We start from the raw sequence: 25733 nt of genomic DNA, 5'->3' as shown, positions 1-25733 counted from the left end.
AATACCTCTCGCCCACGTTTACTAAAATGTATGTATTCTATGTTCCCCACTAACAACCACAAAGAACATATTATTAGGTAGTTCCTCCAGTGTAACAAAATGAGTTCCATCAGCATCTGTGTACTCTGCAACTACTTCCATTCGTTCCACTCTATTAGCTCCACTAACAGAATTAAGCTTCATAAATATCTGCTTTCTTCTTGGTATAACCCCTATATCCCAGCCCATATGACTGTCTGACGAAATTGGATTTAGATACTCCCTAAGTACTCCCTTCATTTTTTCTATAACAGTAAAACTATCCTCTGTCATATCTCGTCTTATCCAAGCATCCACAGATATTTTCACTTTCAGCGGCTCCATTACATGGACATCATCCTCAGCAATTGTAAGCTCGCTGTTTTCTACAACATATCTTTTTATTGTTGGAGCCAGTCTTTGAAATGTAAGTGAGTTCTTTTCAAAGTCTTTCATAAGTACAATTATATTTAAGCGATTCTCACTCTTTCTTAAAAACTGATCCACACCACTGACTACCGCAACATGCTCAATATTGTTGGACATGGCAGATATATCTCTTATGTAGTCTGCCGGTGACACAAGCCTGCCGCTGTTGCTAAGAAGATTTGCCCCATGCTTCAAAGCGTTCTGGAAGCTTTCGATATTGTTTCCTCCCGATGCAGGTAGCGGATTTGAAATATCTCCAATAAACTCCAAATACTCAACTGACTGGTCAATTGCTCCTTCGCTTACATTTCCCTTCTCCCCATCGCAGCTTCTAACAAATACTGCAAAGGCCGGGCCATCCATATATGTTGGTATCTTGGTATACAAACCATCACCAAAGAAAACTCGGTTTGTGACCCTATTTAAAATATAATGTCTGTCCTCCTTTGTGGAAAACTCTAATGAATCCACTTCATCCCATTTCACGTAGAAATTCTGAATTGCTCCAAGAATATCCACATCTGCTTTCACTCTCTCAGGACTGTTTTTTAAAAGAGCTTCCATTTGCTCCTTTGTTAGGACATTTCTCTCATTTACCCACAAATCAATATCCAGAATATTGTTTCCCTCGAGAGGGAAGGACATATTAGGTGTTATCTCATCCAGGTAAAATACCTGTTCATCCTGGGAATCTACATTCAAGACTTCAACCGCGTTTATCTTAAGCTGTTCAATAATAGGAGGAACCGTTTCAGAATTGCTTTCTTTAGAGCTTACAATTCTAATCCAATAGCCTTCAATTCCTTCCATTTTTCTTTTTACTATATCCTCCGGCGGTAAAAACCTGATTACTCCATTTTGAGATAGATTATGTGTGTCATCCTCCACCTGTATTTGCTTGAATCCATCTCTAGCTAAATATTCCAAAGCAAATGGTTGGAATGGAAGTGAAGTACTTGCCGATAGTCCCACAAACATTCCTATCGGACCATTCATTGGTTTTTTATCTAAACATAGATATAAAGCATCCTCGTTATACTGACTAGGGTGAAACAAATCTACGCTTTCATCTATGCTCACTTCATTGCTAACATCTCTTATTCCTGTTCCACTAATTAGTGTAACCTCTTTAGGTTTATAGGTTTTGCCATTGTAATCATAAGAACACTTGAGATTCTTAAAGACTGGGTAGTGATGATTAGATGGCACCATGTAGCAATTATAGGATTGAATTAACTGAATTCTGATGTAGTGGCCCTGTCTTCCAGCTACATCCACAGATTGCCAATCCGATGGACAAATGAAATTAAGCTTTATATGTCCGTCATTTCCATTTGCGAACATTCTAATATCATAATCATCTATATCCAAACGTCTCCAAGAATTTCCATTGTAATAACACATGGTCACTTCATCTGGATATACATCTGGTCCCACCTCATCATTTTGATTTTTAGGTTTTCTCTTAATAATTTTTAAACTATCATCCAACTCCTTCTGGCTGATTTTTACAGCATTTGTAGCAAATACTAAATCAAATTCCAATGTAATAAGAGATTCCTGTTTTATGAAATAGTTTTCAAGATTTATGTAGCACTCTTTATATAAATCAAGCTTATCTGAAAATGGTGCAAAATTTTCTACTTTAAAGGATTCCTCTTCATTTCCAACGAAATCCATTTTTCTAGGTGAACCAGTTGATGAAATATCAATTTTGTCTACACTGATTGTTTCAATGATAGGCTCATTTGAAAGTATTTTTAGCTTTGTTGGTTCTTGTAATGTTGTTTGATTTTCGGCTTCCGATTCTTCATCAATAGTTAAAGCTGGTGCCCCAATGCAGCTAAAATCTTTCTGCAAAATTACACCTGTCGATGTAACCTGATAATCAGCTACTGGCGCATAACCATCTATTCCTTCAAACATAAATGTAAACTTGCCATCTCGAATCTTTGAAAGCAGAGATTCATTTCCAATTAAATCTATTTTAATATCTTCGTTTTCCACATCAAAAATGAAAGGATGTGAGATAACAACACTATCCTCTCCTTTTGCCGTCATATTTGTAAAATCAAATAATGGGAATGGTTTAAAGTCAAACTCTTCAGCATTGTCTTCAGTAAAATTGTAAACCCTTCCGTCGCTTCTACGAGTTAAAAATCCACCTGTAAATTTTGAACTTGTTACGTACAATGGTGCAACTGTTTCAAAAACAATTCTATCTCCGTTTTCTGTAGAAAGTAGCTTAGTGTGAGTTGGCACAAAAGTGCCCTCCATTGTGTCAGCAATTAAATCCAAAAAAACCACAGTTCCTGAAGGTTGAGCTGGCATCAATGATATTCCAAGTAAATTCACAAGCTGCGCATGATATTTAGGCAATATATGATTAAAATGCCTTACATTACGCATTGTCTGCTCAGCAAATAAAAGAGCTATCGTTGAACCTATGTCTGGATTTTCAGTGTCAAAATGCCACTGAGGCACATAAGACCGCGCAAGCTCTTCAATGCGCTTTTTTATATCATCTTCTGTTCTGTTATCAAGATTGATTGAAAAAGAATCATTTGCCATATGTTATAAAAACTCCTCTGTCGCATCCTCTACAGTTTCAGTATTTAAATAGAACGGGAATACAAAATTATCCATAAAGTTGCTGTCCACCAAATAATAATTAATATTAATTATTAGAGCCCCTTCCTTTGAATTAGCATCTACATTTATATCTACATCAGATATTCTGGTTTCCTGCTCCAATATTGTATTTTTTAGTTCAGAGGTAAAAATATTAAGCATTGTAAGAGATGTATCCATAAATGCATAATTCATTATTCTTGTACCAAAAGAGGGATTCATCAGCCTTTCCCCTACAGATGTCATAAGAATCAAGTAAAGTGATTCCTTCACGCTATCCCTTCCTGATGAAACAACAAACCTGCCAGTAGCAGGATCCACTTGCGGAGGAAATTTCATAGACTGACCTAAATTCGAAAACATATCCATATGCTAACCTCACATTCTTCTATCCAAGTGAAACAATATTTCCAGATAATTTTGTGGAGCCTGAGCTACTTACCTCTGCACTGGAATTACCCGTCACTTTAACTTTAGCTCCGCTGATGCTTACATTCCTATCTGATTTTAAATCGGAGCCCTCGGAAGCCTCCACTAACAGTTTCTTGGTTTTAAGAGTAACCTTTCCAGTATCTCCGTTCATTATCAATGAAATATTATCTCCAACCTCAACAGTAAGGTTTTTCGCTGCCTTTATTGTCATTTTTCCATTTTCGGTTTTCATGACAATCTGATTTTCTTTATCCTTGTCAGATAAATATACTTCTTTCTTTTCATTGTCCATATGAAATTCAAAAGCACCCGTGGCAGTCTTTAAAGTTATGGCATCCTTTTCACCATCCCCTTTTTCATTATCAAAGAATTCCAGCGTACTTCCATTTTTAGTTGTAATTCTTTTGTATTTATTATCCTTATCCATAGCATTTGTGTAAAAATTGTCATTATCCTTCGGCACGCAACCTATTACATAAGGCTTATCTATTATTCCATGGTCAAAAACCAACATTACCTGGTCACCTACTTCAGGAAGAAAATAAGTTCCCCATTTCTTTCCTGATGACATCTGTACCACCTTTGCCCACTTAAGTTCATTAGCCTCCTTGTCTCGCATAGGTATACTTACGCATATTTTTCCAGGATGGTCCTTGTCATAATTTTTAACAACCACACCAAGCACAACGCCCCAAATGCGATTGTCACCTGTTTCAGTTTTAAGTATCTGTTTGTTTGCAATGTCATCAATAACATCATATAGTCCCATATGCTTCTCCTATGCTTTTGACTTTGTGCTAACCTAACAATGAATACATCAGCAAAAATCTATGGAATCTTTGCTGCCTGCCCTACAATATCTGTTAAATATCCATCTATTTCATTTAGTCTGTGATGAATACTATATATATAGAATTTATTAGTAACCGGAGCACCCATATCTTCCAGCTTTATAAATGCCCCCGGAATAAAATCTGGAATACCTATTGTCGTTCCTTTAAAGGTTCCATATCTGTATGAAACTGCTTCTTTAATTGTTTTTACTCTATTAGTAGCATCTGTATCAGACTTTATGGTTGGATCGATATAAATCTTTTCGCTTCCCTTGATAAAGCTTGTTGCTTTACTACCTAGTGAAATTTTGTTATTAAGTTTTTCCTTGGCAGAAATCACTTTTCCTGAACCATCATCCATTCCCCTAGCCTCAATCGTTTCGGAAAGTCCTGTTATGTCATATTCGACTTCGCAGTTATAAAGTCCTTTATTTGGATTCAAATTAATTTCAACTGAACTGTCACATTTTGCAGGTCTGAAATAAACATTTCCTCCTACACAAAAGAATTCAAAATTGAACTTTTTTGCCGCCTTTACCACGAATTCATAGTCTGACTCAGCCACCATTTCGATATCAGGATTGCTATTTGGTGTACCTGGTGGTGGAGTGTCTGGGGTATCGCTTATATAGAGCTTCTCGATTATTCCTGCTGACTGCATTTTGCTATAGGCAGTTTTTTCAAGTATCTCCTTAACCGCTGCCGAATAGGATCTGGCTTTTAGTTGCTTTGAATAGCTACCCGCCATCATAAGCCCCTTGATATCCATACCCGTAACAGTGATATGTGGTGCACCACCTGCCTCATAGGCAAATGTTACTTTAGTGATAACACCTGTAAAAACCTCTTTTACCTTTGATGAATAACCTAAATATATTTTTAAGGCAGCTCCTATTACTATTGCTTTTGACATACTTTCGTACTCAAATCTAGCCTGAATTCTATCAAATACATTGTAGACATCAAAGGTAGCTATGGAAGCTTCAAACCCTGCAGTAATTTCCACATCAATGTTATTTACAACAATTGGATTTGCTGCAATGTCCTTACCATCAATCTGAATTATGGCTTTGGGATATGTAAACCCCTCATAATCCTTATATAAATCGCCATATTTAAGTGTATCCATTTATATTCCCCATTTATTTTAAATTTAACAAGTTATTATAATCTTTAATTGACTCATAATAAGCGTTAGTACCAATCTGTATTTCTTGATTTCCCTTTCCAAAATAATTCTTATAGACATCATCCCAATACTGTTGAGATTTAGAAAGAAAACTCTCTTCGCCCTCATCCTTTGTAGTCTTTCCTGATTGACGAATGCCCACACTTACCTTTGCTCGAATAGGCTTTCCATCAGTATCAAACATAACGTAATCTGCGTTCACTTCTTCTAAAATACCGTAGAATGCCATTTTCCCCCACGCGAATATTACATATTGAGTTTCAAAATCATGACACAGTGAACAAAGGCCATCCACTATTGGTGCAATATTGTAGTAATCTCTCCCCTTAAAGATGTTCATTCCTGCAGAAATTGCGGTTGAAAGTGTTGCACCTGTGGAAGCACTAAGGCAAATGGCAGAGTCAACATACATTTCAAAATGTAGTTTAGTCTCAGCATCTACATTATATTGTGCTATATGTCCAGCCATATCACCTGTAACCGACTGTTGTTGTTGAGAACCATTTCTAGCAGTATATCTTAAGGTACTAGGATTGAACTCTACCTCTAGCCAATAAAAATTACTGGCAGTATCCATTATCAGTTCATCTTGAAGTCCCGATGTATTAACACCATTTGTTAAACCAATCACTTTTCTTTGCAAATAGTACTGTGTCGCATCCGCCAACTTTTTTGCTGTAAATACAGCATCAGTAGCAGCATTTGTTGCTTTAACACCATCTATAAAAATTCCCTTCTTTAGCGGAAATCCTATTTGCGCTCTATTAAAACCACCAAAAAAACCCATGCAATACCTCTTTATTTCTAAAATTAGAATGGAAGGTTAAGTATGTTACCTAAATTAGCACCCTCTCCCCATTTTGCCAGACTATTTTTATCTGCTTCTTTAAAATTATTGTATTTATCAACCCACTGATTCGCAAAACCAGCATTAAGATTTTTTTCAACAGTAAGAATTTGTAAATTTATCACAGCTCTACATGGACTTCCATCACGATGAAACATTGTGTAGTTTGCATCAGCTGAAATCAGCGCACCAACATAAGACATTTTTGAGCCCCAATAAAATCCCACAGTTCTTGTAGAATTGTTTCTAAGAAGTGAAAGAATAGCTTCGGTCTCTTCCTGTACTCTACACTTTGAACCTGAAAAAAAATTTTTTAATGACTGAGTAACATTTGTTGCATTGAAAAGATTCACCGAATCAGAAGCAAATGCTTCTGTGTTTTCCTCCTCGTCTATAATAATTGGTATAGTCACAGTAATACGTGGTGGAAACGTCTGATATCCATAGCTATCATTTGTCCCTTCGTCTTTCTTTTTGGCCGTTACATCTGGTTTCAAGCCCATCTTGCTACCTGAAGCATCAACTCTAATGTGGTTTGGATTAAACTGCACCTTTAATCTTTTTACTGCCACTTCGTTTCCTGCTTTATTAGCTTCATCAATTGCTTTTTGTGGAAAAATTGCGCTAAGCATTGATTTTAAAGTATTAGCGTAGGCAACTGTAACAGCCAATTTTTCTGCTATAGCCGCAGTATCAATAAGGTCCGGTAGTTCAAACATAGACTTTTTAGAATCAAGCTTTTCTGCTTCTTCAGTTGCTATTGGTTTAGAACGTCCTGTATCAAACACTACCAAATACGCATGCTCTATGTTACCCACTGAGGAATTTAATATATTTGCTGACAAATCCGAAAATGCACCAAGACTGCTTCCCATAATTAATACCCTCTACGCTTTCTTTCAGTATCTAGCTTTTTCTCTAGCCTTCTGAAAACCTGATTTGAAATGGAATCAACTTGTCCTCTTATGTTTTCATTTACCATTTCTATTACATTGTTTTGAATGTTTCTAACCACATCTTCATTGTTCGTTTGATTTATTACTTCCGTATGAGTTGTTTCTGTTGTATTAACATTCTGTGTCACTTCCACAAGCCTACTATCGATATAGCTTCTTTGTTGCCTAATTTCATCTAAAACGTCTTCAGATATTGTCTGTTCCTCTGACTTGTGAACCAAAGTCAAGGTTCTTTGCTCAGTTTCTATATTCCTAGCGACCTGTTCGACTTGCCTTTTTTGTTCGGTAACATTTCTCACAACTTCCTGCTGACGGGATATATTTTCTAGCTCTGATATATCTCCTGGCCTACCGTTTTCTGCCAAATGAACTAACAATTCTCTTGTAAATGGATCTGCAACCTGGTTAACTATTACCTCTTTAATCTGGTCGTAAACCGTAGTCTGTAGATTGTTATCAGGCATGTTTGCTATTATCTCTCCAGAAAGCTCTGGATGCTCCAGTAAAATCTGACTTGTGTAATATGTATTTTTTCTGTCAGGAACTGGATTAGTCACCTGATTTTTTATTACTATCTGCTGTTCTAGCTGTCTGATTTGTTCTAGCTTTTGCTGGTTTTTAATATTGATTTCATTTAGAGCTTCCTTCTGTAAGTTTTCAATATTTTCTGTCTTGTATACCAGCTCATCAGTTTCCTTTGTAATGTTTTCCTGTATTTGTTTGCTATAGTCGTTGCTTTCTATAATATGGAATGTGCTTAAAGTCCTATCGGTAAAAAATCTGTTTAAAGTATTTTCAGCAGATTGATTATATGCATTTTTTAGCTGATACCACTGCTCATCTCTAATGTATTTATCCCCAGCTCTTAAGCTCATTACATTTTCAATGAGATTCATAATGATTGAAGCATTTACTGATGAAAGGATGTCTCCATTTTCTGTAACCTGAGTCACTTCATCTCCATCATTTAATTGCTCCCATCTGTGTACCAAGTAATTTCTGGTGTCGCCCTCAAAAGTATGGAATATTGAATTAAGCGTCAACTCCCTCGATTCATTTTTCTGCTCTGCCAAATGAAATTCTGCCTGCCTGATTATAGCTGGCATATCTGGATTGGCACGAAGTAATTCTGTTACTTCCTTATAGATTTCCTTGCTCTGAAGCCTGTCAAAAACCTTTTCATATAATTCCTTTTCCTTTCGGCTTTCCAATACTTCTTTTTTGCTGTTTTTTCTCTTTTTAGGAATACGCTTATTTTCTGTTACAATGCGCTCCATCATTTTCTGAAAAGCTATAGGATTGTTTTCATTAATTTTTATATAATTGATGGTTTCATCCATCTGCTCTTTTATTTCTTTTACCTGCTTTATAAAATTGCTGGTGTTTTCCACACCAAGCTTTCTTAATACATTTTCAACATAAACCTTATCCTGGTATGTAAAATGATGACTATCGCTGTAATAGAGGCGATTAATCATTTCATTTAACATTTCCACCTTTGTATTCTTGTTTGAATGGATATTTGTATTATTAGTAACGGTTGTCATACCGAAGTCTTCAAGGTAGACTTCTGGCGGTTCCGATACTAAATGGACAAGTTCTTCCTTTTCCATTCGCACATTCATAGTGCTATAATTAGTACGAATCCTTTCTGAAAAACCACTATAGAAAGGTGTTAAAGGCTTCAGTTTTCTCAATGAATCAGCAGATTTTAATTTAAGCATTATTTTTTACCTTTACTGTTATTCTTCATTTGGTTAATTCCAAATGCACTCTCTGTTGGTGGCCATTTTCTTACATTTTGCTTTGCTTTCTTGGTAATATTTTCCATTACATCTTTGCCGTAGTAGCTTTCTGTCTTTGGCCATGACCTTGCATTATTTTTCGCTGAACTCTTATATTTTTCAGCTGTCTCTTTTCCATAATAGCTTTGAGTAGATGGGTAAGAACGCTTATTAGCATCTGGAGCAGCACCTACCTCTTTTTCTATATAGTTATATGTGCTATGAGCTCGTACTGGATCTTTTTTGCCTGTAAACTTTTGACCGTTTTCAGTATCAATAAACCTTTCGTCGTTTTTATTTTCACCTTTCTTACCAATTTCTCCCGTAACATAGTTTGTATTGGCTCTCAAAGGATCTGTATTTCCCTTTGTTGGATCTTTTTCACTTTTAATGTTGTATTTAACTTCTTTTGGTTTCTTGCCACTTTCTCCTGTAACATAGTTTGTATTGGCTCTCAAAGGATCTGTATTTCCCTTTTTAGCATCTTTTTCACTTTTAATGTTGTATTTAACTACTTCAGGTTTCGAGCCTATTTCTCCAGTTTTATGTTTAAGAGCCCTTATTGGTGCAGTATTTCCTTCAAGCTTTTTTGAAGTTTTTGAAGCAACGTTTTCTTCTATAATAATAGCTTCATTGGTATTTCCGGCTTTTGTTTCCCCATCAATATAATTAAAATACTTATGTGCTCTTAATGGTTTATTGCTAGCATTTTTAAATGACTTGCCGTTTTCAGTGTCAATAAACCTTTCGTCATTTTTATTCTCACCCTTCTTGCCGATTTCTCCTTCATTATAATTAAATGTTGCATGGGCTCTCAAAGGATCTTTGTTTCCCTTTGTAGGATCAGCCTCATCTTTAATGCTATATAAAGCTGCATTTGGATTATTACCTGTCTTTATTTCAGTCTTATATACTTCATCCTTCACCTGCCTGCCATATTTTTCTGTCGAAAACTTTTTTTCTTTTATCTCATTGACATAATCCAATTTTTCGGCAGCCATAGACTCTGGAATATCAATGACTGCAACCTGCCTATAAGCTATCTTTATTATCTCTGTAAGCAGTGCTGATCTTTCAGCATCTAAAGAGCCATATTCTTTTCCCGTTACAGTACAACCGGTAAAAACAAAAACACGTCTTGAATAACCTGCAAAATTTCCCTGATATGGGGAAACCATCAAAAGTAATGGCAGCATTAATTCAGTGCCATTTTGCAAAGGATCATAGTACAAATCAGTGGCGGCATATCTTTCTATTTCAAGGGTAAATGGCTGTGAAATAGGTTTGCGTCTCATATGTACGTAGTCATTTAATCCACCTTCCTGGATATACTCATATTCAAAATTCTTTGTAAAAGCTCTTACACTTTTTACAGGAACATCAAATGCCATTTCAACTCTTAGTAAAAAGTTAAAACCTGGTACAGGACTAAAGCCTGTGTTATCTGAAAAAATACTCATAGACAATACCTGCTAAAAATTACCTAGACCTTGATGGTCTCATTTCTAAGATACTTTTTTCCTTTGGTTTATCCGAGGGTCTTAAAGACTGGTTGATGGATGATATTTCCTTACACCAGCGACGTCTTTCATTATGTTCTAAAGAAAGCACGTCATCACTACCCCAATGGAAATAGTATGATATGAAAGACATCTCCTCATACATTTCCTTTTGTGGATAGAGCTTTAACCCTCTTCTGTAAAATTTATAGGTACCTGGAACACCTTCCCACAATCTGGACAAACACACTGAACCTTTGGTGGTTCTATATCATTTATACGTTGATACATATCCTGTAAAAATGCCAAATCTGCTGTAAATAACCTTTCTATCAAGGTTCCATTTACTGCAGGCATTCCCTCTATTTCTGTAACAACCTCTGCTAAAAGTGCAATTGTCAGATAAGATGGATTTGAAAGAACTCTAGGATCTCTAGTAGCACTGATTTCATCCTTTGCAGTAGCGAGTCTCATTTTTCCTCTCTTATGAACTCCACCATCACCATCTACATAACCCCTAGGTAATTCAAAATCAAATATAGTTTCCATACACCTTCCTCCTTAAGCTTTTATGAAAGTACGAAAGCTCTCATCCCCATGAAACATGTGGATGAAAGCAATCGTATTCACATACTAGTTTGGAATAATTAATTCTTCGTATGCTATTTCAACTGACTCAATAGCAACTTCAGACTGAGTAGCATTCAAATCTGGTGCTGTGTATTTTGTAACCCATGCATTTACCAGTACCCAAACCTTTGTACCTTCAATTGCAGTTTTAACAGTTGTAGGTGAACCAGCATTAATATCAATGAGTTCAATTTGTACACGAGTACGAGGAATGGCACCTCTTGTTTCAGAAACACACTCACGTGCCCAGTTCTTAAATGCATTATCTGTTGTATAACCAAACTTGAGTGTTACATTTCCATGTTTTACAAGTCCTGGTATTTTTTGTGGTGCAAGTGAATTTGAATTACCCTGTCTAAATTCAATCACATCAACCGTTCCTTCAATTCCTGTTACCTCAGAAAAAGCAGCCTTGCCGTCTACACTATCTACAGTAACCAAGAAATTCATTTTGGTTAATGGATAATAATTACCTGCTCCATCATCATATGGATTTAAGTTGCCTGCTGTTCCATCTGCCATAATTACATCTCCTTATCTACTGTGTTTTACTCTTCTCCACCACCAGCTTCCGCTGTAAACTGAGAAATTCTAAAGATTACAAACTCTGCTGGTTTTGTAGGTGCAATACCGATATTGCAAATCAAACGGCCATTCTCGATATCATCTCTAGACATGGTGTTTGTTCCTATTTCTACAAAGTATGCTTCTGAAGCAGAATCACCTGCCAACATTCCTGCTTTCCATAGGTTATCAAGGAATGATGCAACTGTAAGTGATACTCGGCTCCACAACATTGAATCATTTGGTTCAAATACAACCCAGTTAGTAGAAGCTTTGATACTTTCCTCGACGAAGATAAATAGTCTTCTAACGTTGATATATCTAAAGCTTGATGATGAACTGGCTGTACGTGCTCCCCAGATTCTGATTCCCTGTCCAGGAAGTGCTCGAATAAGATTAATACCTTCTGGATTAAGGATATCCTGTTCAGCCTTTGTATAATTGATAGAAAGACCTGTACAAGCTACTGTTTCATTAGCTGGTGCCTTGTGAACACCTCTGTTAATATCAGTTCTTGAATATACACCAAGTACTGAACCAGAAGGTGGAATGTAGCTTGGCTTATTTGCACTTCTATCAAAAACCTGTACCCATGGATGATACATAGCAGCATAGGTGCTGTCGATTAAACCTCTAAACTCAATCAACTCTTTTGGTTTAGAAATCTTCTCAGGCATATCAAGTACTGCAAATCTACTTCCAAGATTCTCGCAGTGAGCAACAAGTGCGACCTGAACTTCTGGCATTGTTACACCAGGAACAGCCATCATGCTTACAATAGAATTTTCTAAGAAGCTCTGGATACCAGTTCTATGACCAGGTCCCTTATCCATACCAATAAACGTACCAGCGTTTACCTTTGATATGCTTCCATCGGAACCACCTTCAAGGGTAAATGAAATACTTGTAGCATCCTTTTCAAAAATCTCCGCAAGAGGATTAATTCCCTTTGGACTGCCATTAATTTCGATAGTAGCAATTTCAGAACGCTCAGTTCTGTTAATTACATAATCCTTTGATCCCTGGATAAAATTGATTCCTGGATAGTTTTCTATCTGATCCTGATATCTAATTGTCATATCAGTCTCAACTAAATTAACAACCTTCTTTGGAATTAATTCCTTATCCACCACATCAGCCTTAAACGGATTTGCTAATGTAAGCTCTCTGTCATAAACTCCAGTTACTGTATTGAATTCTTTTTCAAATACAATAATGTCACCTTCATGAATATCCTCTGCATTTTTTACTTTGTAGGTGGTATCAGAAATTTTCTCCATAAACTGGATTTTACGCTTTGAACTCTGAGTAAGTGTTATTACAATCTTGTCACCCCATTTACCAGGGTTAACTGCCTTTGCTGTAATAAATCCCAGCTTTTTAGAAGCTGCTTTTGCATCATCAGGTGCAACTCGCATGACGTAACATCTTGTTCCGCCATTTGTAAAGAACTGCTCTACAGCATAAGCAAGAAATCTGTACTCACCATGTGTAAAATCACTTAGAAATCCACCATAAATTCTAAGAAAAGAATTAAAATTGGTAATTAGCTCCGGAGCCCCCTCTATAGGTCCTTTTTCAGCCATTCCTACGAAACCGGCTGTGCTTGTGCCAACTCCTTCTATGGATCTAGGACCATTATCGATTTCTTCAACATATACTCCGGGTGATAAATATTCCGCCATATAATCACTCCTTCTCTAAAAATTAGTTTTCAATAACCTTTGTCTGTCCGCTATTAGCAATTGAAATGTTTCCAGCGTAAGCGCACATAAGGCAATCTCCTTGACAAACGAACGCTTTGCCTCCTGATCTGATTTTTTGACCACTAGCCACCCAAGGTCCAGGTATAACTGGTAAACACGGCTGTGGAGTAAGTACTCCAAGAGCTGCTGCTGTTGCGGCTGCAACCGCAGGATTTGCAAGGCTAGTGCACATCCCAAAAGGCTTTATGCTCGTAAGCGGTGCATTGTCCATCATAGTGGCAGCAGGTACACCTCCTATTTTTACCTGAGGATTTGCCATTGCCGTAAAAGTAGATGGCATTGTCCCCATAGTACACATTAGAGTCCCGCCACTAACCAATACTGGACCACTCATTCATCTCTCCTTTCCAATTGTAATTCGCGGGCATTTGTAAAATCTAATACCTGATACCGTCGTTTTCCGTCCACGTGATAACAAACAATTACATTTTTGTCATCACCTACAGAAGCTCTTACTCTCAAAAGATATTTTCCATCTTCATCCACTGTGCCTCTGACAATTCTTGCAATTGGATTGGAAACTTCAAATTCCTCATCAAGTAAGTCACTTAACATCAGCTTCGTTTGAACCCTTAAATCTAGCACCTCAACCGCTTCAAAACTTTTCCTGTCGGTATGAACCAGACCGTAGTCCGTTCCTGCAAGCTCTATTCGGCGAGGATTAAGAATATTTACCATTTTCCTTGCCCTATCATAAGAATGATAAGAAAATGGCGCTGATGACGGTACCACTGCCGAAATGTCTGTTATTCCAGGCAGTTCCCCTTCTATACTCCACAAACTAGCAAAGTTACTGTCGGTAATCTTTGGTATCAAAAGCACCAATTTTATCGGTCGTATAGAATCTAACTCTTCATATTTCACATCTACAACCCTTGGCTCATATCCATAGACTTCCACCTTTATTTGGCGATTGAGCCTTTGGCTATTAATGAGAATATAGTTGCCATTTTGTTTTTTTACCATTGGAAAAATTTTCCCGTCTACGTAAAAATTTACTCTGGCATCTCTGATTCCTGCACCGGTGGTAGCATCTACCAACTCAAGACATAAATCCATTTGATGAACAATAGAAACTAACGCCATCCGATTACCTCCTTTCTTTAATAGTTTGATAAAGGGCTAATGCATTTATTCTTTCTTCATATCAAGATTAAATGCTGCTTCCACAACCTCAGGTGTAGTAATAATCTCTTCAGATGATAAGAATACCGGCCCTGCTTTGAAAAATAAGCTTAGGTTGTATGGTTTATGTAGTGCTGACCATACTCTATGTTTTTCTTCCAAGTTTATTTTGGCCTGAGAAAATACAATCGGTGGTTCTGGTGTCTCAAGCCACGGTTGTAACTGAACCGGCAAAACAGAGTCATTGTCATTTAATATCTGAACTACCTTGCCAAGTATTTTTTGAACATCCAAATCCTTCAATCCCATTTGGGAACCACCATTCACAAAGATGCAATAGTAAAGCATATATGGTCTAGGCGGCCTTGAAATTCTCACGCGACCTTTGCGAATATTTGGCCCTAACGCAACATCCTGCATTTCCACAATGTCATACAAATAAACACCTACCAAATAATCAACGTCCTGTGACGATGGTGATGAAACCTGTATATTGTTTGCTGAAGGAATCGGCTCGGGACACATTTTTTCTCGAAGTAGCTTTACCATATGTTCGCTACAATTCGAAACAATTGAATAATCTGCCATAAAACTTCTCCTATACGCGCTATAGCATCTGAACTAACATTTCCATTATCTGGTCTGCCCACGCTGCAACTTGATCAGTTACAACTATTCCATATTCTGTATCTGGTACGTAGTAAGCAACACAAGCAAATATTTCTTTTGATGAATCCTCATCCAAATAAACTGTTTTTCTAAAGGTCAGTGGTGTTTTTAAACTTTTAATCTCACCTGTTGAATCCTCATATGTGCTTTCATATGCAACAAATGAATAATACTCTCCTCTATTGGAAAGAGTCGCTCTTGTTTCGCTTGCGTTGAATACATATCTGTAGCTTGTAACCGCTGCTATGTGTTCCAAATCCAAATACTCTGGTGTAATTTCTGTAGGCTGTGTGTATACGTATGGATTTTGTTCTGTGACGATTTGTGTAAGTTTTTCCAAACCGTAATTTGTAACATCTGAATTATTGTAGGTTGCACCAAATTCCGTTGTAGCTTTTACTAGTGCCACCTTTTGCCCATCTGAAAGACTATCAAAGCCTCCTCCAAACAAGCTATTCAACAAATTATCCAAGTCGCTAGCAGAAATCTTGCCACTAAATTTATCCTGACCATCTGCTATGGCCTCTCCCACAGCATCTAATAGACCATCTATATCTGAATCTGATAATTCTGTACTACCAGCTATTCTAGCTTTTGCATCATTCAAAGCATCCTGTACCCCGTTGGGGTCTATTGCACTCATAGCAGATAATGCATTTATATCGCTTAAAACCTGGCTTGCATTTCCTTCTCCTAAGGCATTTGATAAACTGTTCATCAAATCCGATACTGTGGAGTCACCAAGTCCTGAGCCATCACCCATTTGTTTGGTAACAGCATCAATTAATGCAGCATATCTGTCTGCCTCACCTAAATTGTTGTTATCAAGTGCGTTTTGATAGCCTTGAGTATATTCATCAAGCAAGCCTTGAAGCTCAGCAGCGCCACCATCCATTCCACTTTCAATATCAGCTTTCAGTGCCTCTAAGAAATCGATATAGGCTTGTACAACTTCGTGTCCATAATCAGCATATGCATCTTCTTTAACTGCTGCATATATTGCATTGGCCTCATCAAGTCTGGCGTCAATGTATGAAATCATATCTGCTTCGCTCATGCGGCTTCGAAGATTTGTAATAAAAAACTGAAGCTCTAGTCTAGTAGATTCCGCTTCGGATTTTTGGTCTGAAAGAGCTCCGTCTAATTGCTCATTTGTAGATCCCTCAGTTGCTGCAAGAGCTGTATATGCACTTCCTGCACCAGATGTAGTTTGGCTTGTAAGTATGCCTGTACCATATGGTACCAACTCGTCTGTAAGTATTGATTTTTCTAAATCTCTTCTATATCCAACTACGGACTCTGAGATATTTTCCATGGCAGCAAGTCTTTGTATATTAGTTTCTCCAGTAGTGCCATACTTAAAATATGTATTTACATCCGAGGTTCTGTTGAAATTTCCTCCGCTAACGTTGTAATAAAGATATTGTAAATCTGCATATTGGCACTGGGCCAAAATGGATTTGCCTTGAACAAGCTTTTGCGCATTATGAGTTGCATAGCTTTCTTGTACAGTAGAATAAACTTCAGCTGCTGCTTCAGTTCCCATGGAGCTTGTAGACTCCGGCAAATCTTCTTCTTCGGCAAATTCACCATTATAAGGATATGGGAGTCCTGATGATCTAAATAAGCTTGCAAAAAAATCTCCATTACTAGAATTACCAGAATCACTAGGAAGTATGGATGGAGTTGATAATCTAGCAACCAAATCACTCACTCCATTTTCCTCTAAGTTGTACATTACCTCAGCACGTCTTTCGTGATCCACATATTCCTCTGCTACCAGAATTTGTACTAGTTCCTGAAGTGGTATTTCTTGATATGCTTCGTTTAAATAGAACTGGTGCAACTGATCAAGTGTAGTGTCACATAGGTTAGTAACATCGTTTCTTGTGGAGGTATTCTCAAAGAAATATTTGATAGCGTAATACTCATAACGTATTGAGTCTCTATCTCTATCGTTATCTATCATATTGCTATCGTATTCATACACAGATTGTAAAGCCATTGTCTCAGTTAAATCAGCAATATCATAAGGATCTGTAGTGTTGTATGGACAGATAGGATTACCTGTAGCCAAATCGTATGTAATAGCATCTGATTTGGTTTCATTTGTAAGACCTAACGCTAATATCTCGCTATCACTAACAGGCGTACCTGTAAAAGATATATCTGCAAGAGCACTTGCATTTGATATTTCATACCACTGTCCATCACCAAGCTCTGATTTATAATAGATGCTTGATTGGCCTGTATCCGACTGGCTTATCTCCGCCACTTCGTAAATCTGATTGTTGATAACACTAATGTGTATTAAATGAGTTCCAATAAGTAAGGTGGCATCCTCAACTGCATCTAACTGTTGCTGATTGTAATAAACAGCTCTATCAAGGTTGAACCTTGCTAAAGCGAAGCTAGCCCCTTGCCATATTCCCACAGCTGCAACAATGAATGCCAAAGAAATGGCAACTGGCTTTTTCCTGTCCCTCAGGAATCGGATAACTTTAAATTCCATCTTAGGCTTTTTGTCAGACCATATGTGATTATCATTTTGATGACTTCTACTTATCATAATCACTCTTCCTCATTGCTTTCCTCTTCCACGGACCTTACTACCGTAGACTCTGTTGGATTAAATCTTGCCTTGTATAACAATTCTTCATTTACGTCATATAATTCAATTTGAACATTTTCGATATCTGTACTTAAGACTGCCAAATATCTAAATTCATCATCAACTGCTATGAGTTTATCCTCAATAAGTGGAGCATTTGTGGAATCTAAAAGTTTGTAGTACTTAATCTGATCATCGGCTATATCCTTTAGCCTAAAGCTTACTAGTCCGCTTTGTGATGCTTTTATGGTATATCCAGCTACAACTTTATCGATAGTTTTTGGTACTGTTATATATCCATCAGTAATAGATAGCTCTCCTTCATAGGCTTTTGGATCTATATCACAATCGCTTACAAATTTTTCACCATCATACAATCGGATAAATACTCTATCGGTACCATTTATCTTACCTATGGCTAAATGTCTTATTTCATAGCCAACCTTTGTTCTTTCTCCAATCTGCTCATCTCCAACCCAAAGCTCAAAGTCTGTAATACTTCCTTCATAACTTTCTGGAATAGAAATTCCTAGCCTAAATCCATTTTTATTTATTAAAGTCCTTATATAATACTTTGGGCCAGTAACTGTATTGGCTTCCAAAAAGCTTTCTCCGCCAATTGAATTATAAAGAGCAGCATCTCCAGAAAGAAGATAATATGTAATTGCCCCACAGGTTGTTCTATCATAGGAAAATAGCGCTCTTGTATACTCATCTAATGCCTTCAGTGCATTCATTTGAGCTTCCTCATAGCTTGTCTGAACGTCTGTATATTCTGTATAGGTCATTTTCCCTGCTTTATTAAGAATATATGCATCCTCTAATTCTTTAGATAATTCTGTCTGGTCCTTTACATAGGACTTATAGGTATTTTTTAAAGTTGTAATATTATCAAAACCTGAATTAAGATTTGTTTCTAACTGTTCTTCAATTGAAACTCTTTCCTTATGTGAAATCATATATTCGCATAGAGTGTCATAACAAACATAAGGATCATCATCCACATAACGAATACCATCTAACGTACCCTTAAACCATTCCTTTGGGATATAGATTTTTATAAACAAAATTTTGATTACATGGTCTCCTACCCAATAGGAATCAATCTTTGTAAGGAAAGATGCATAGGCTTTTTTAAACTGTGTCTTATTAACTTCTCCGCCACTCATGATGGTGTCATAATAAGACTGAATCAAATACATATCGCCGCCGTAATGCTTTTTATATAAATTGTAGTTTGTTTCGGCAGCCATTTTGTTGGCCTGTTCTACTACACCTGCTTCATATAAGGCTTCGTCTCTATCCATGGTGTATTCAATTATTTTTTCTAGCAAAGAGCGATTAAGTGTACTTTCTACATAAGGAGATGTATATTGGTACACCTCTGGTGGCAATTCCAAATTTATCATTTTGCCAAGTTCTTTTTCGCTAGTTGCTTTTGTATTTTTGTGAGTAGCTAGTGATTCAGTCAAGGTAGTCTTCTTGGTATTCATCTTGTCCAAGTCAGCTTGAGTAGCTGTTCCAACTACCACCTGTAGTGTAGTCTTTTCTATTTGCTCATCAAGTAGAGTAAGTTGCGTCTCTTCGTATTTTATTTGTTCTTGAAGAGTATATATTTTTGTATACAGATTCCCCGATTTTTCATAAATCTCATATACTATGTCATCCAACTGTCTTTCTAGCTTATCTATTTCAGCCTGTTTTTCTATGGCAGTATATTGAAATTCATATTCTTCTGCTTCTGTTGGCTTTTCAGGTAACTTAAAGCTAAGTAGCGGTGACCAGCTAAATGAAGTTATTTTTCTATACTTTTCATAAGCAGATTTCACTGCCGACTTGTACTTTATCCCAGCCTGATCATATTTAAGTAGCAACTCTTCTACTTCCTCAGAATTGGCCAGTGCTAACGATTTAGCCATTTCAACGGTCAATGTGTAGGAATTCCTTGCCTCCACTCTCTCCTGGCACACAGAACCACTTATGAATGTTGCTATCAATATGAAAGCTGTTGCTTTTTTTATGTAACTCTTAATATGTAGCAACTCCATAAAAACCAAAATCCCCTCTCTTCTCTGGACAGAAAAATTGGTATTCTACTCCGTCCTTTAAAAAGGTATAAAGATAAACTGTCTTATCCCTAGAATATCCTGATACGTTAAAAACATCATTTGTGTTACTCGGAACGATTGTCATTGAAACTTGATCAAATGTGGCATCTCCGTTTTCTATCATGTCTTTTATAACTATCTGTTCTGCCAGCTTTAATTTGGTATAACCTTGGTAACTCGGTGTGCCAAAATAATCAATTAAATCTGCAACAGAGGATACTCTTTTCCCTCCCAAGGTAATGTAATTATGGCTAACATATATTATGTCTACCATTATTTCATCTTCTATATTTGTATCTGAGCTATCCCCCTGGTATACTGCATCAATATCTTTTAGGCTGGCAACAAACTGGTTGTTATCCCCCATATAAAAGTTTGTAACCCCTGTATAAGCTTTCCCAATTTCTGCTGTGGATTTACCTATCAAATCGGTATACACTAACTCATCCTGACTAAATAATCCTTGATATACCTGATTTGAACCAGTGTCATATAAGGTTCCCATCCCATCTTTTTTGCCCTTTGAAAATGCACCGCTGTATTCCATACTTCCATTTTCTCTGTATAAGGTTCCTTCTCCTTCGTATAAATTATTTGAAAAAGTTCCCTCATACTTCAGTACATTTGCCGGATAATAGGCTTTGCCAGTTCCCTCAAATTTGTTTTCCGCAAAATCTCCTATGTAGACCGTATCGCCATTTATGTTGTACAAAGTACCTTTTCCTTCAACGGCTCCTTTTGATACATTTCCTTCATATGCCACATATCCTGATTTTGCTTTTATTTTTACGGAACCATTTACAAATCTAAGTGGTATTGCATTGTAATAATATTCCCTAACACCTGCCACATTATTGAATGAAATGATAGGATTAATTATTAACAAATAGTAAGCACATAGAACACCCACCGCCAAGACAATGAAATAAATCAGCTTTTTAGAGACTAGCCATTTTGAAATGGCATAATAATCTTTTTTATGTCTTGGTTTGACTGAAAGTGTCTGAGTAAAAAATGTTCTAATTACTGTAGATACTTTAGTCTTAACGAATGATGGATTTGTCCACATCTGAATTGTGGTGTACAACCCCATCACTCTGGATTTAATTGCATTTACTAGAATCTGTAAAATGTTTTCCATTTATTACCTTTCAACAAACAGGCTGTAATCGTATTCTTTCTCGCCTGCAAGCTTTAATAAATCTTCACATGCAAATACATACCACTTAGCAATTTCATCGTCGCTATCCTGTTTCAGGATTTCTGTAAACATATTTCTTGCAAGATAAAAATCATTATGATAGTACATTGATAATGCTTTTTTGAATTGGTCTCTATTAGCAAGTCTTTTTTTGCCAATGGCAACCGGAAGCACATCTAATACTTCAAATAAATTCATGTTTCTTCCATCATCTGATAAATTTACATAACCTATACATCTGGTCTTTATGCTGTCATCTATGTAAGCTACCATTTGTTCAGTCATGACCATACCCACTTTGTATTCACGAATCTTTTTCATAACCCCTTGGAGTAGTTCTAAATCATCGAAATCAATAAAGGTAAAGGCCTGTTCATTTGTTCCTGCAACACCAAAGGTAAGCTTTGTTTCATGCAATAGGATTACCGGATTTCTGTTAGCCAGTAATTTAATTATGTTAGAAGCAAAATTAATAGCTTTTTTAGGGCTATCTTCAAAAAGGAAATGCATTGAGCCAAGCGTTGGTTCTCCAAATAAAAGAACTCCATCATTATCCACCTGCACTTTCGTAATAATTGCAAAATCCTTATTCATTTGCTCGATTAACTGAATATCACTTTGTTCTCTGTCCCAGTCCAAACTGACATTTACAACAATACCTCGCATTCTTTGATACTCACCAGGAGTAACTTCCAGCATACTTTCTTTTGCAAGTAATGCGGTTATATTACGAGGTGCAAATCTTGAATAGGCCAAGAACATCTTGTCTCTGGTGTAATTCGCTTTCTTTTTTTCTTCTAAAACATCTCTTGCAGCAAGCCAAATTCTTTCGTAATCCCTATTGGTCTTCTTTGGAATTTTAACAGCTGTATCTCTTCCTTTTGATGCACTTTCAACAGCCATTGCAAGAGTTACTAAATCGTCATGTTCTCTGCTTACAAAACTAAGTAGAACAATTGAGCTTGCCACCCATACAATTACAATTCCAAAGAAAAATAATTTATCTGTTGCAAAGAAGGTAGCACAAACAATCAAATAGATTACGATCTGTTGCATTGCAAATCGCTGCCAAACAAATGAATTTGTTTCTCGATATAGATAAATGAATACTACCAGAAGTGCAACTGCAGCAAACACCATTACCATTGAAATAACAAGATATAATCTATTAAGCAAAAGTGCTGTAAGCACTCCCGTTGGAAACGGATTCGGCAAGAACTCAAGTAAAGAAGTATCAATCAAGTTATAGTCATCCTCGACCACTTCGATAGTCTTATCGTATGTAGCTGCACAGTTATACTCACCTACTTGAATGAAATACCTTACTCCTATTCCAGCATCTGCTGATTTCATAACCAGATATAACTGGTCATTTAAGACATATAAACCATAAGGTTCTGTTTCTGACACTCCTAAAACTTTATACGAGTTAGTCACTTCATATTTTTCATCAGAAACAACTAGTGTTATGTCATCTCCTGTGAAAAGAAGATAGTGCTTTCCCATTATGGCTAAACCTGAAAGAACACCATCTGCATGCTTGGTAATATTTACAGGGGTTGCCGCCATACTTTTATCCTGCCTAAGTTCGTACAGAAAAGTTTGCTTTCCATTCTGCTGCACAAACATGCCGTTTTCATCAGCTGTGGCAACACATCCGCAAATCTTATCACTAGTAGGAACAGAAGGTAATGCTATAACTGCCACTACTATTATCCATATTAAAATTGATAAAATAATTCCATAGATAATATACTTTTTCATATTACAACGTCCTACTGAAGCATAGTTTCTGTACCAATCTCCTTAAATGGATTAAAGAAAATCCGTAAAAACGGAACACCTCCGGTAAAAATTTGGCTAAGCACCATGATAATTACCAGTGCTAGCAAGATTAAGCAAAACACTAATAATATCCTAAATAGCAGTTCCTGATTTCTTTTAAACCATCTTTTAAATCTGACCCGCAGCTTATATTTTTGAGCTGGCGCCTCTGCCATATGCACATCCTTGTATAATTCAACAAATGTGTTATATCCACTTCTCCAACGTTTTGCTGACAGAATCATATAAGAATTTGCTTTCTGATCGGCAAAAGGTTCGAGCATATCAAGGAGAATTCCCACGCATTGATTCGCACAATCCTTTTCCTTTATCTTTTCGGAATACTCGGTAAAGTCTATGCAGTAATCAAAATAAACACTTCCATCCTTCGAAAGATTAATTCTTTCCTGGCTTAATATGAGAAGCAGAATGGAGTATGGTAAATCAATTGACATACACTCCATTACCAGCCTTATACAAGCTTCCTCCCCATCATTTAATGATGGGTTAATGCCTTTATAAAACTCTTTAAGTGGTCTAAAGTCTCTAAATGGGAACAGAAAATACATCCTATTTCCTATAGAAAACATATCGCAGTTTCCATTCCCCTCCAGTTCGCTAACAAGCTTTTTTGCAAGTATGTGATCTTTGATTTCCCACAAAGTGTACCTTGTTCCCTGTGGACTAAATTTGTTTTCACATACATGAACTGCATTTACAGAATTATCAACTGCTGTATATATGGAATTTAAGTTATATTTGTTTGTTACAAACTCCATATAGTTTTACTCCTGCTTCTCATTTACATCCTTTTTCACTATCGCATATGCATATGTACATACAACTGGTATATCTGTAAGTGAAATTCTGATCTCAAATACTCCTTCCTTGTTAGGAGCTGTATATACACCTTCTGCTGAAATCTCGCCGCTGTTAGGCTCTGTAAGTTCGTATGTCAATCCACTCTTTTCTATGCCGTTAAATTCAACATCGAAGAAGTAATTGTCTTTGTAACCAAGTACAACTGTAGGCGTTGTTGCTGCGATAGAAATATTGTCAATTTCATGTTCAAGTCCAAAGTCATCTTCTGTAGGAAATTTGATTGCTGTCCATCTAAATGAAAGAATCAATTGATCTACATTATCAAGTAAGTTAACTCCCACTATAAAGCTTCCCTTATCATTTAGAACCTTTACAGCAACATCTACGTTTGGAAGAGCATTTTCTTTGTCTCTAAATATGTTTGCTGCTCCATAGATTGTATTTCTACTATCTCCAGGAAGTGCTTCATTTGAATCATAGACTTCAAATCCAACATCTACATACACATTACCTTTCCCAAGTCCATGTAGAATTTCTCCTGAAAAATGAGTTGTTCCTTTTCCATTGTCATCGCCAAGTGGAATTTCAACTATTCCAGTTGCAATTTGTGGAGATTTGGAATTGCCCATATGCTCATATTTAATAACTTTTCCTGTATCATTTGGATAATTATCTTGAACTACAACATCCTCTTTAGAAAAATTACTAATATATTCTCTTGTAATTACTTCATTTTGAGGAATAGTAATATATTTCTTTACCTCAGCCTCTATTATCTGATCAATAATGTATGCCATGTCTGTCTTAACTAACTTAATCTTTGCTAAGACCACATCATTACCCTGAGCCTGTACAGTTCTCATTTCTAGGCTAAGCTTCCCGGCATTTCTGGCAGCTAGTTTTTCTGGACTTTCCTTTAATATGGCTACATCAATTGTCCCCTTTACATTAACCTTCTTACGTTCGCCATATATTACTATTAAGCCTTCCTTTAAAATAAGTTCAGTACTATCTATAGAATTGTTTTCTGCCTTAATCCAAAAATCTTTATTGATAACCTGACCTTTGGCAATCTTCATTTCTGGAATGTTGATTTCCATTTCATGAGCGCCATCGTTTGTGGTGAATACGGGCATCTGTAAAATTCCCTGGAATGAAACTGGCACTGGTTTTTCTGCCTTTCCAGTAAATGAGAATCTAACCCTAGATAAAGTTCCCGCGCAGTTTTCTGCTGGAAGAGATATTTCCACATCAATATCTTCATTTTCAAAGACCTTTGTAATGCGGTAAAACTCATCTTCCATTTCAAGAAAATCAAATTCTTCCGAGATATCCTTTAAGAACAACTCGTAGCTTTCATGCACTCTGTTGTATTCGTAGGACTGGTCCCCTGCCGACTGATTCAAAGAATACACAGCATGAACTGGCTCTTCCTTATAACGAATGCAAAGAAGAGCTTCATCTGATGTGAGCTTGTCGAAGTCCTCAATAGCTGAAAGTTTTTTTACAACTGATGACTCAACAACAATTTCACGACCAGTGCCATCAATAGCTACACCACTTTCAACCAAAAGTGATAAATCGTCCAAGCTTACCACGTTAAGACCGCAGACTACGCCAGAGCCATACATCATGCTATTTAAGAAACGTCTCTTGTTATTCATGTAGGTTTGCTCTGCTTCGAAATCTACGCTGGTTAACATTTTTCCCGTGTAATAACGGTTTCTTTCAAAAGGTAACAACTGATTATTTCTCATATATAGTCCCTCTTTTTACGATAGTTTACTGATATTAA

General features: G+C 36.7%; 21 protein-coding genes. All 21 read right to left on the bottom strand.

The annotated features are described in order from the left end of the window. Positions 1–21 precede the first annotated feature (21 nt). Complete coding sequence (locus E7274_RS05060) at positions 22–3018, bottom strand: hypothetical protein (RefSeq protein WP_304174246.1); 2997 nt, start codon at positions 3016–3018, stop codon at positions 22–24. A 3-nt stretch (positions 3019–3021) separates the two neighbouring features. Next, a complete protein-coding gene (locus E7274_RS05055; protein ID WP_304174244.1) occupies positions 3022–3447 on the bottom strand; it encodes a GPW/gp25 family protein in 426 nt (141 codons plus the stop codon). Between the two features lie 19 nt (positions 3448–3466). Beyond that, positions 3467–4279: a phage baseplate assembly protein V gene (locus E7274_RS05050; protein WP_304174242.1), complete on the bottom strand. Its 813-nt coding sequence runs from the start codon at positions 4277–4279 to the stop codon at positions 3467–3469. Positions 4280–4338: 59 nt separating this feature from the next. Beyond that, positions 4339–5472 (bottom strand): phage late control D family protein, encoded by a 1134-nt coding sequence (locus E7274_RS05045; protein WP_304174240.1) that lies wholly within the window; start codon positions 5470–5472, stop codon positions 4339–4341. 13 nt (positions 5473–5485) lie between these two features. Further along, positions 5486–6319: a CIS tube protein gene (locus tag E7274_RS05040; protein WP_304174238.1), complete on the bottom strand. Its 834-nt coding sequence runs from the start codon at positions 6317–6319 to the stop codon at positions 5486–5488. 23 nt (positions 6320–6342) lie between these two features. Then, complete coding sequence (locus E7274_RS05035) at positions 6343–7254, bottom strand: CIS tube protein (RefSeq protein ID WP_304174236.1); 912 nt, start codon at positions 7252–7254, stop codon at positions 6343–6345. 2 nt (positions 7255–7256) lie between these two features. Beyond that, positions 7257–9059, bottom strand: coding sequence for a hypothetical protein (locus E7274_RS05030; protein ID WP_304174234.1), 1803 nt, complete (start codon positions 9057–9059; stop codon positions 7257–7259). Next, positions 9059–10579, bottom strand: a complete 1521-nt coding sequence (locus E7274_RS05025; protein WP_304174232.1) for a hypothetical protein — start codon at positions 10577–10579, stop codon at positions 9059–9061. Before E7274_RS05025 ends, E7274_RS05030 begins: the two co-directional genes overlap by 1 nt. Positions 10580–10598: 19 nt before the next feature. Further along, complete coding sequence (locus E7274_RS14410) at positions 10599–10868, bottom strand: DUF6760 family protein (protein WP_442960413.1); 270 nt, start codon at positions 10866–10868, stop codon at positions 10599–10601. Continuing rightward, a complete protein-coding gene (locus E7274_RS05020) occupies positions 10805–11167 on the bottom strand; it encodes a phage tail assembly protein (RefSeq protein ID WP_304174230.1) in 363 nt (120 codons plus the stop codon). The genes E7274_RS14410 and E7274_RS05020 overlap by 64 nt, the downstream gene beginning before the upstream one ends. Before the next feature lie 84 nt (positions 11168–11251). After that, positions 11252–11770: a phage tail protein gene (locus E7274_RS05015; protein ID WP_304174228.1), complete on the bottom strand. Its 519-nt coding sequence runs from the start codon at positions 11768–11770 to the stop codon at positions 11252–11254. 26 nt (positions 11771–11796) lie between these two features. Beyond that, positions 11797–13497 carry a phage tail sheath subtilisin-like domain-containing protein gene (locus tag E7274_RS05010; RefSeq protein ID WP_304174226.1) on the bottom strand — a complete coding sequence of 567 codons (1701 nt, stop codon included), beginning with the start codon at positions 13495–13497 and terminating at the stop codon, positions 11797–11799. Between the two features lie 22 nt (positions 13498–13519). Beyond that, positions 13520–13912, bottom strand: a complete 393-nt coding sequence (locus E7274_RS05005; RefSeq protein WP_304174224.1) for a DUF4280 domain-containing protein — start codon at positions 13910–13912, stop codon at positions 13520–13522. Next, entirely contained in the window at positions 13909–14664 is a 756-nt protein-coding gene (locus E7274_RS05000) for a hypothetical protein (protein WP_304174222.1), read from the bottom strand. Before E7274_RS05000 ends, E7274_RS05005 begins: the two co-directional genes overlap by 4 nt. A 45-nt stretch (positions 14665–14709) precedes the next feature. Beyond that, positions 14710–15291 carry a DUF4255 domain-containing protein gene (locus tag E7274_RS04995; RefSeq protein ID WP_304174220.1) on the bottom strand — a complete coding sequence of 194 codons (582 nt, stop codon included), beginning with the start codon at positions 15289–15291 and terminating at the stop codon, positions 14710–14712. A gap of 19 nt (positions 15292–15310) precedes the next feature. Then, positions 15311–17941, bottom strand: coding sequence for a hypothetical protein (locus E7274_RS04990; RefSeq protein ID WP_304174218.1), 2631 nt, complete (start codon positions 17939–17941; stop codon positions 15311–15313). A 2-nt stretch (positions 17942–17943) separates the two neighbouring features. Then, on the bottom strand, positions 17944–20031 hold the full coding sequence (locus tag E7274_RS04985; RefSeq protein ID WP_304174216.1) for a hypothetical protein: 2088 nt from the start codon (positions 20029–20031) through the stop codon (positions 17944–17946). Next, positions 20012–21232 (bottom strand): hypothetical protein, encoded by a 1221-nt coding sequence (locus E7274_RS04980; protein ID WP_304174214.1) that lies wholly within the window; start codon positions 21230–21232, stop codon positions 20012–20014. Before E7274_RS04980 ends, E7274_RS04985 begins: the two co-directional genes overlap by 20 nt. A 3-nt stretch (positions 21233–21235) precedes the next feature. Next, a complete protein-coding gene (locus E7274_RS04975; protein WP_304174213.1) occupies positions 21236–23056 on the bottom strand; it encodes a hypothetical protein in 1821 nt (606 codons plus the stop codon). A gap of 11 nt (positions 23057–23067) precedes the next feature. Then, positions 23068–23895, bottom strand: coding sequence for a hypothetical protein (locus tag E7274_RS04970; protein WP_304174211.1), 828 nt, complete (start codon positions 23893–23895; stop codon positions 23068–23070). 6 nt (positions 23896–23901) lie between these two features. Then, complete coding sequence (locus E7274_RS04965; protein WP_304174210.1) at positions 23902–25695, bottom strand: hypothetical protein; 1794 nt, start codon at positions 25693–25695, stop codon at positions 23902–23904. Positions 25696–25733: the final 38 nt, after the last annotated feature.

Source organism: Pseudobutyrivibrio ruminis (assembly GCF_015057245.1).
Lineage (GTDB): Bacteria > Bacillota > Clostridia > Lachnospirales > Lachnospiraceae > Pseudobutyrivibrio > Pseudobutyrivibrio ruminis_E.
This window is presented reverse-complemented; position numbering and strand designations above follow the sequence as displayed.

Coding starts and splice junctions, on each gene's coding strand:
- E7274_RS04995 (WP_304174220.1), bottom strand. CDS start 15,291: ATGGCAGATTATTCAATTGTTTCGAATTGTAGCGAACATATGGTAAAG.
- E7274_RS05005 (WP_304174224.1), bottom strand. CDS start 13,912: ATGAGTGGTCCAGTATTGGTTAGTGGCGGGACTCTAATGTGTACTATG.
- E7274_RS05035 (WP_304174236.1), bottom strand. CDS start 7,254: ATGGGAAGCAGTCTTGGTGCATTTTCGGATTTGTCAGCAAATATATTA.
- E7274_RS04990 (WP_304174218.1), bottom strand. CDS start 17,941: ATGATAAGTAGAAGTCATCAAAATGATAATCACATATGGTCTGACAAA.
- E7274_RS05000 (WP_304174222.1), bottom strand. CDS start 14,664: ATGGCGTTAGTTTCTATTGTTCATCAAATGGATTTATGTCTTGAGTTG.
- E7274_RS05045 (WP_304174240.1), bottom strand. CDS start 5,472: ATGGATACACTTAAATATGGCGATTTATATAAGGATTATGAGGGGTTT.
- E7274_RS04965 (WP_304174210.1), bottom strand. CDS start 25,695: ATGAGAAATAATCAGTTGTTACCTTTTGAAAGAAACCGTTATTACACG.
- E7274_RS05040 (WP_304174238.1), bottom strand. CDS start 6,319: ATGGGTTTTTTTGGTGGTTTTAATAGAGCGCAAATAGGATTTCCGCTA.
- E7274_RS05020 (WP_304174230.1), bottom strand. CDS start 11,167: ATGGAAACTATATTTGATTTTGAATTACCTAGGGGTTATGTAGATGGT.
- E7274_RS05030 (WP_304174234.1), bottom strand. CDS start 9,059: ATGCTTAAATTAAAATCTGCTGATTCATTGAGAAAACTGAAGCCTTTA.
- E7274_RS04970 (WP_304174211.1), bottom strand. CDS start 23,895: ATGGAGTTTGTAACAAACAAATATAACTTAAATTCCATATATACAGCA.
- E7274_RS05010 (WP_304174226.1), bottom strand. CDS start 13,497: ATGGCGGAATATTTATCACCCGGAGTATATGTTGAAGAAATCGATAAT.
- E7274_RS05060 (WP_304174246.1), bottom strand. CDS start 3,018: ATGGCAAATGATTCTTTTTCAATCAATCTTGATAACAGAACAGAAGAT.
- E7274_RS04975 (WP_304174213.1), bottom strand. CDS start 23,056: ATGAAAAAGTATATTATCTATGGAATTATTTTATCAATTTTAATATGG.
- E7274_RS04985 (WP_304174216.1), bottom strand. CDS start 20,031: ATGGAGTTGCTACATATTAAGAGTTACATAAAAAAAGCAACAGCTTTC.
- E7274_RS04980 (WP_304174214.1), bottom strand. CDS start 21,232: ATGGAAAACATTTTACAGATTCTAGTAAATGCAATTAAATCCAGAGTG.
- E7274_RS05055 (WP_304174244.1), bottom strand. CDS start 3,447: ATGGATATGTTTTCGAATTTAGGTCAGTCTATGAAATTTCCTCCGCAA.
- E7274_RS05025 (WP_304174232.1), bottom strand. CDS start 10,579: ATGAGTATTTTTTCAGATAACACAGGCTTTAGTCCTGTACCAGGTTTT.
- E7274_RS05015 (WP_304174228.1), bottom strand. CDS start 11,770: ATGGCAGATGGAACAGCAGGCAACTTAAATCCATATGATGATGGAGCA.
- E7274_RS05050 (WP_304174242.1), bottom strand. CDS start 4,279: ATGGGACTATATGATGTTATTGATGACATTGCAAACAAACAGATACTT.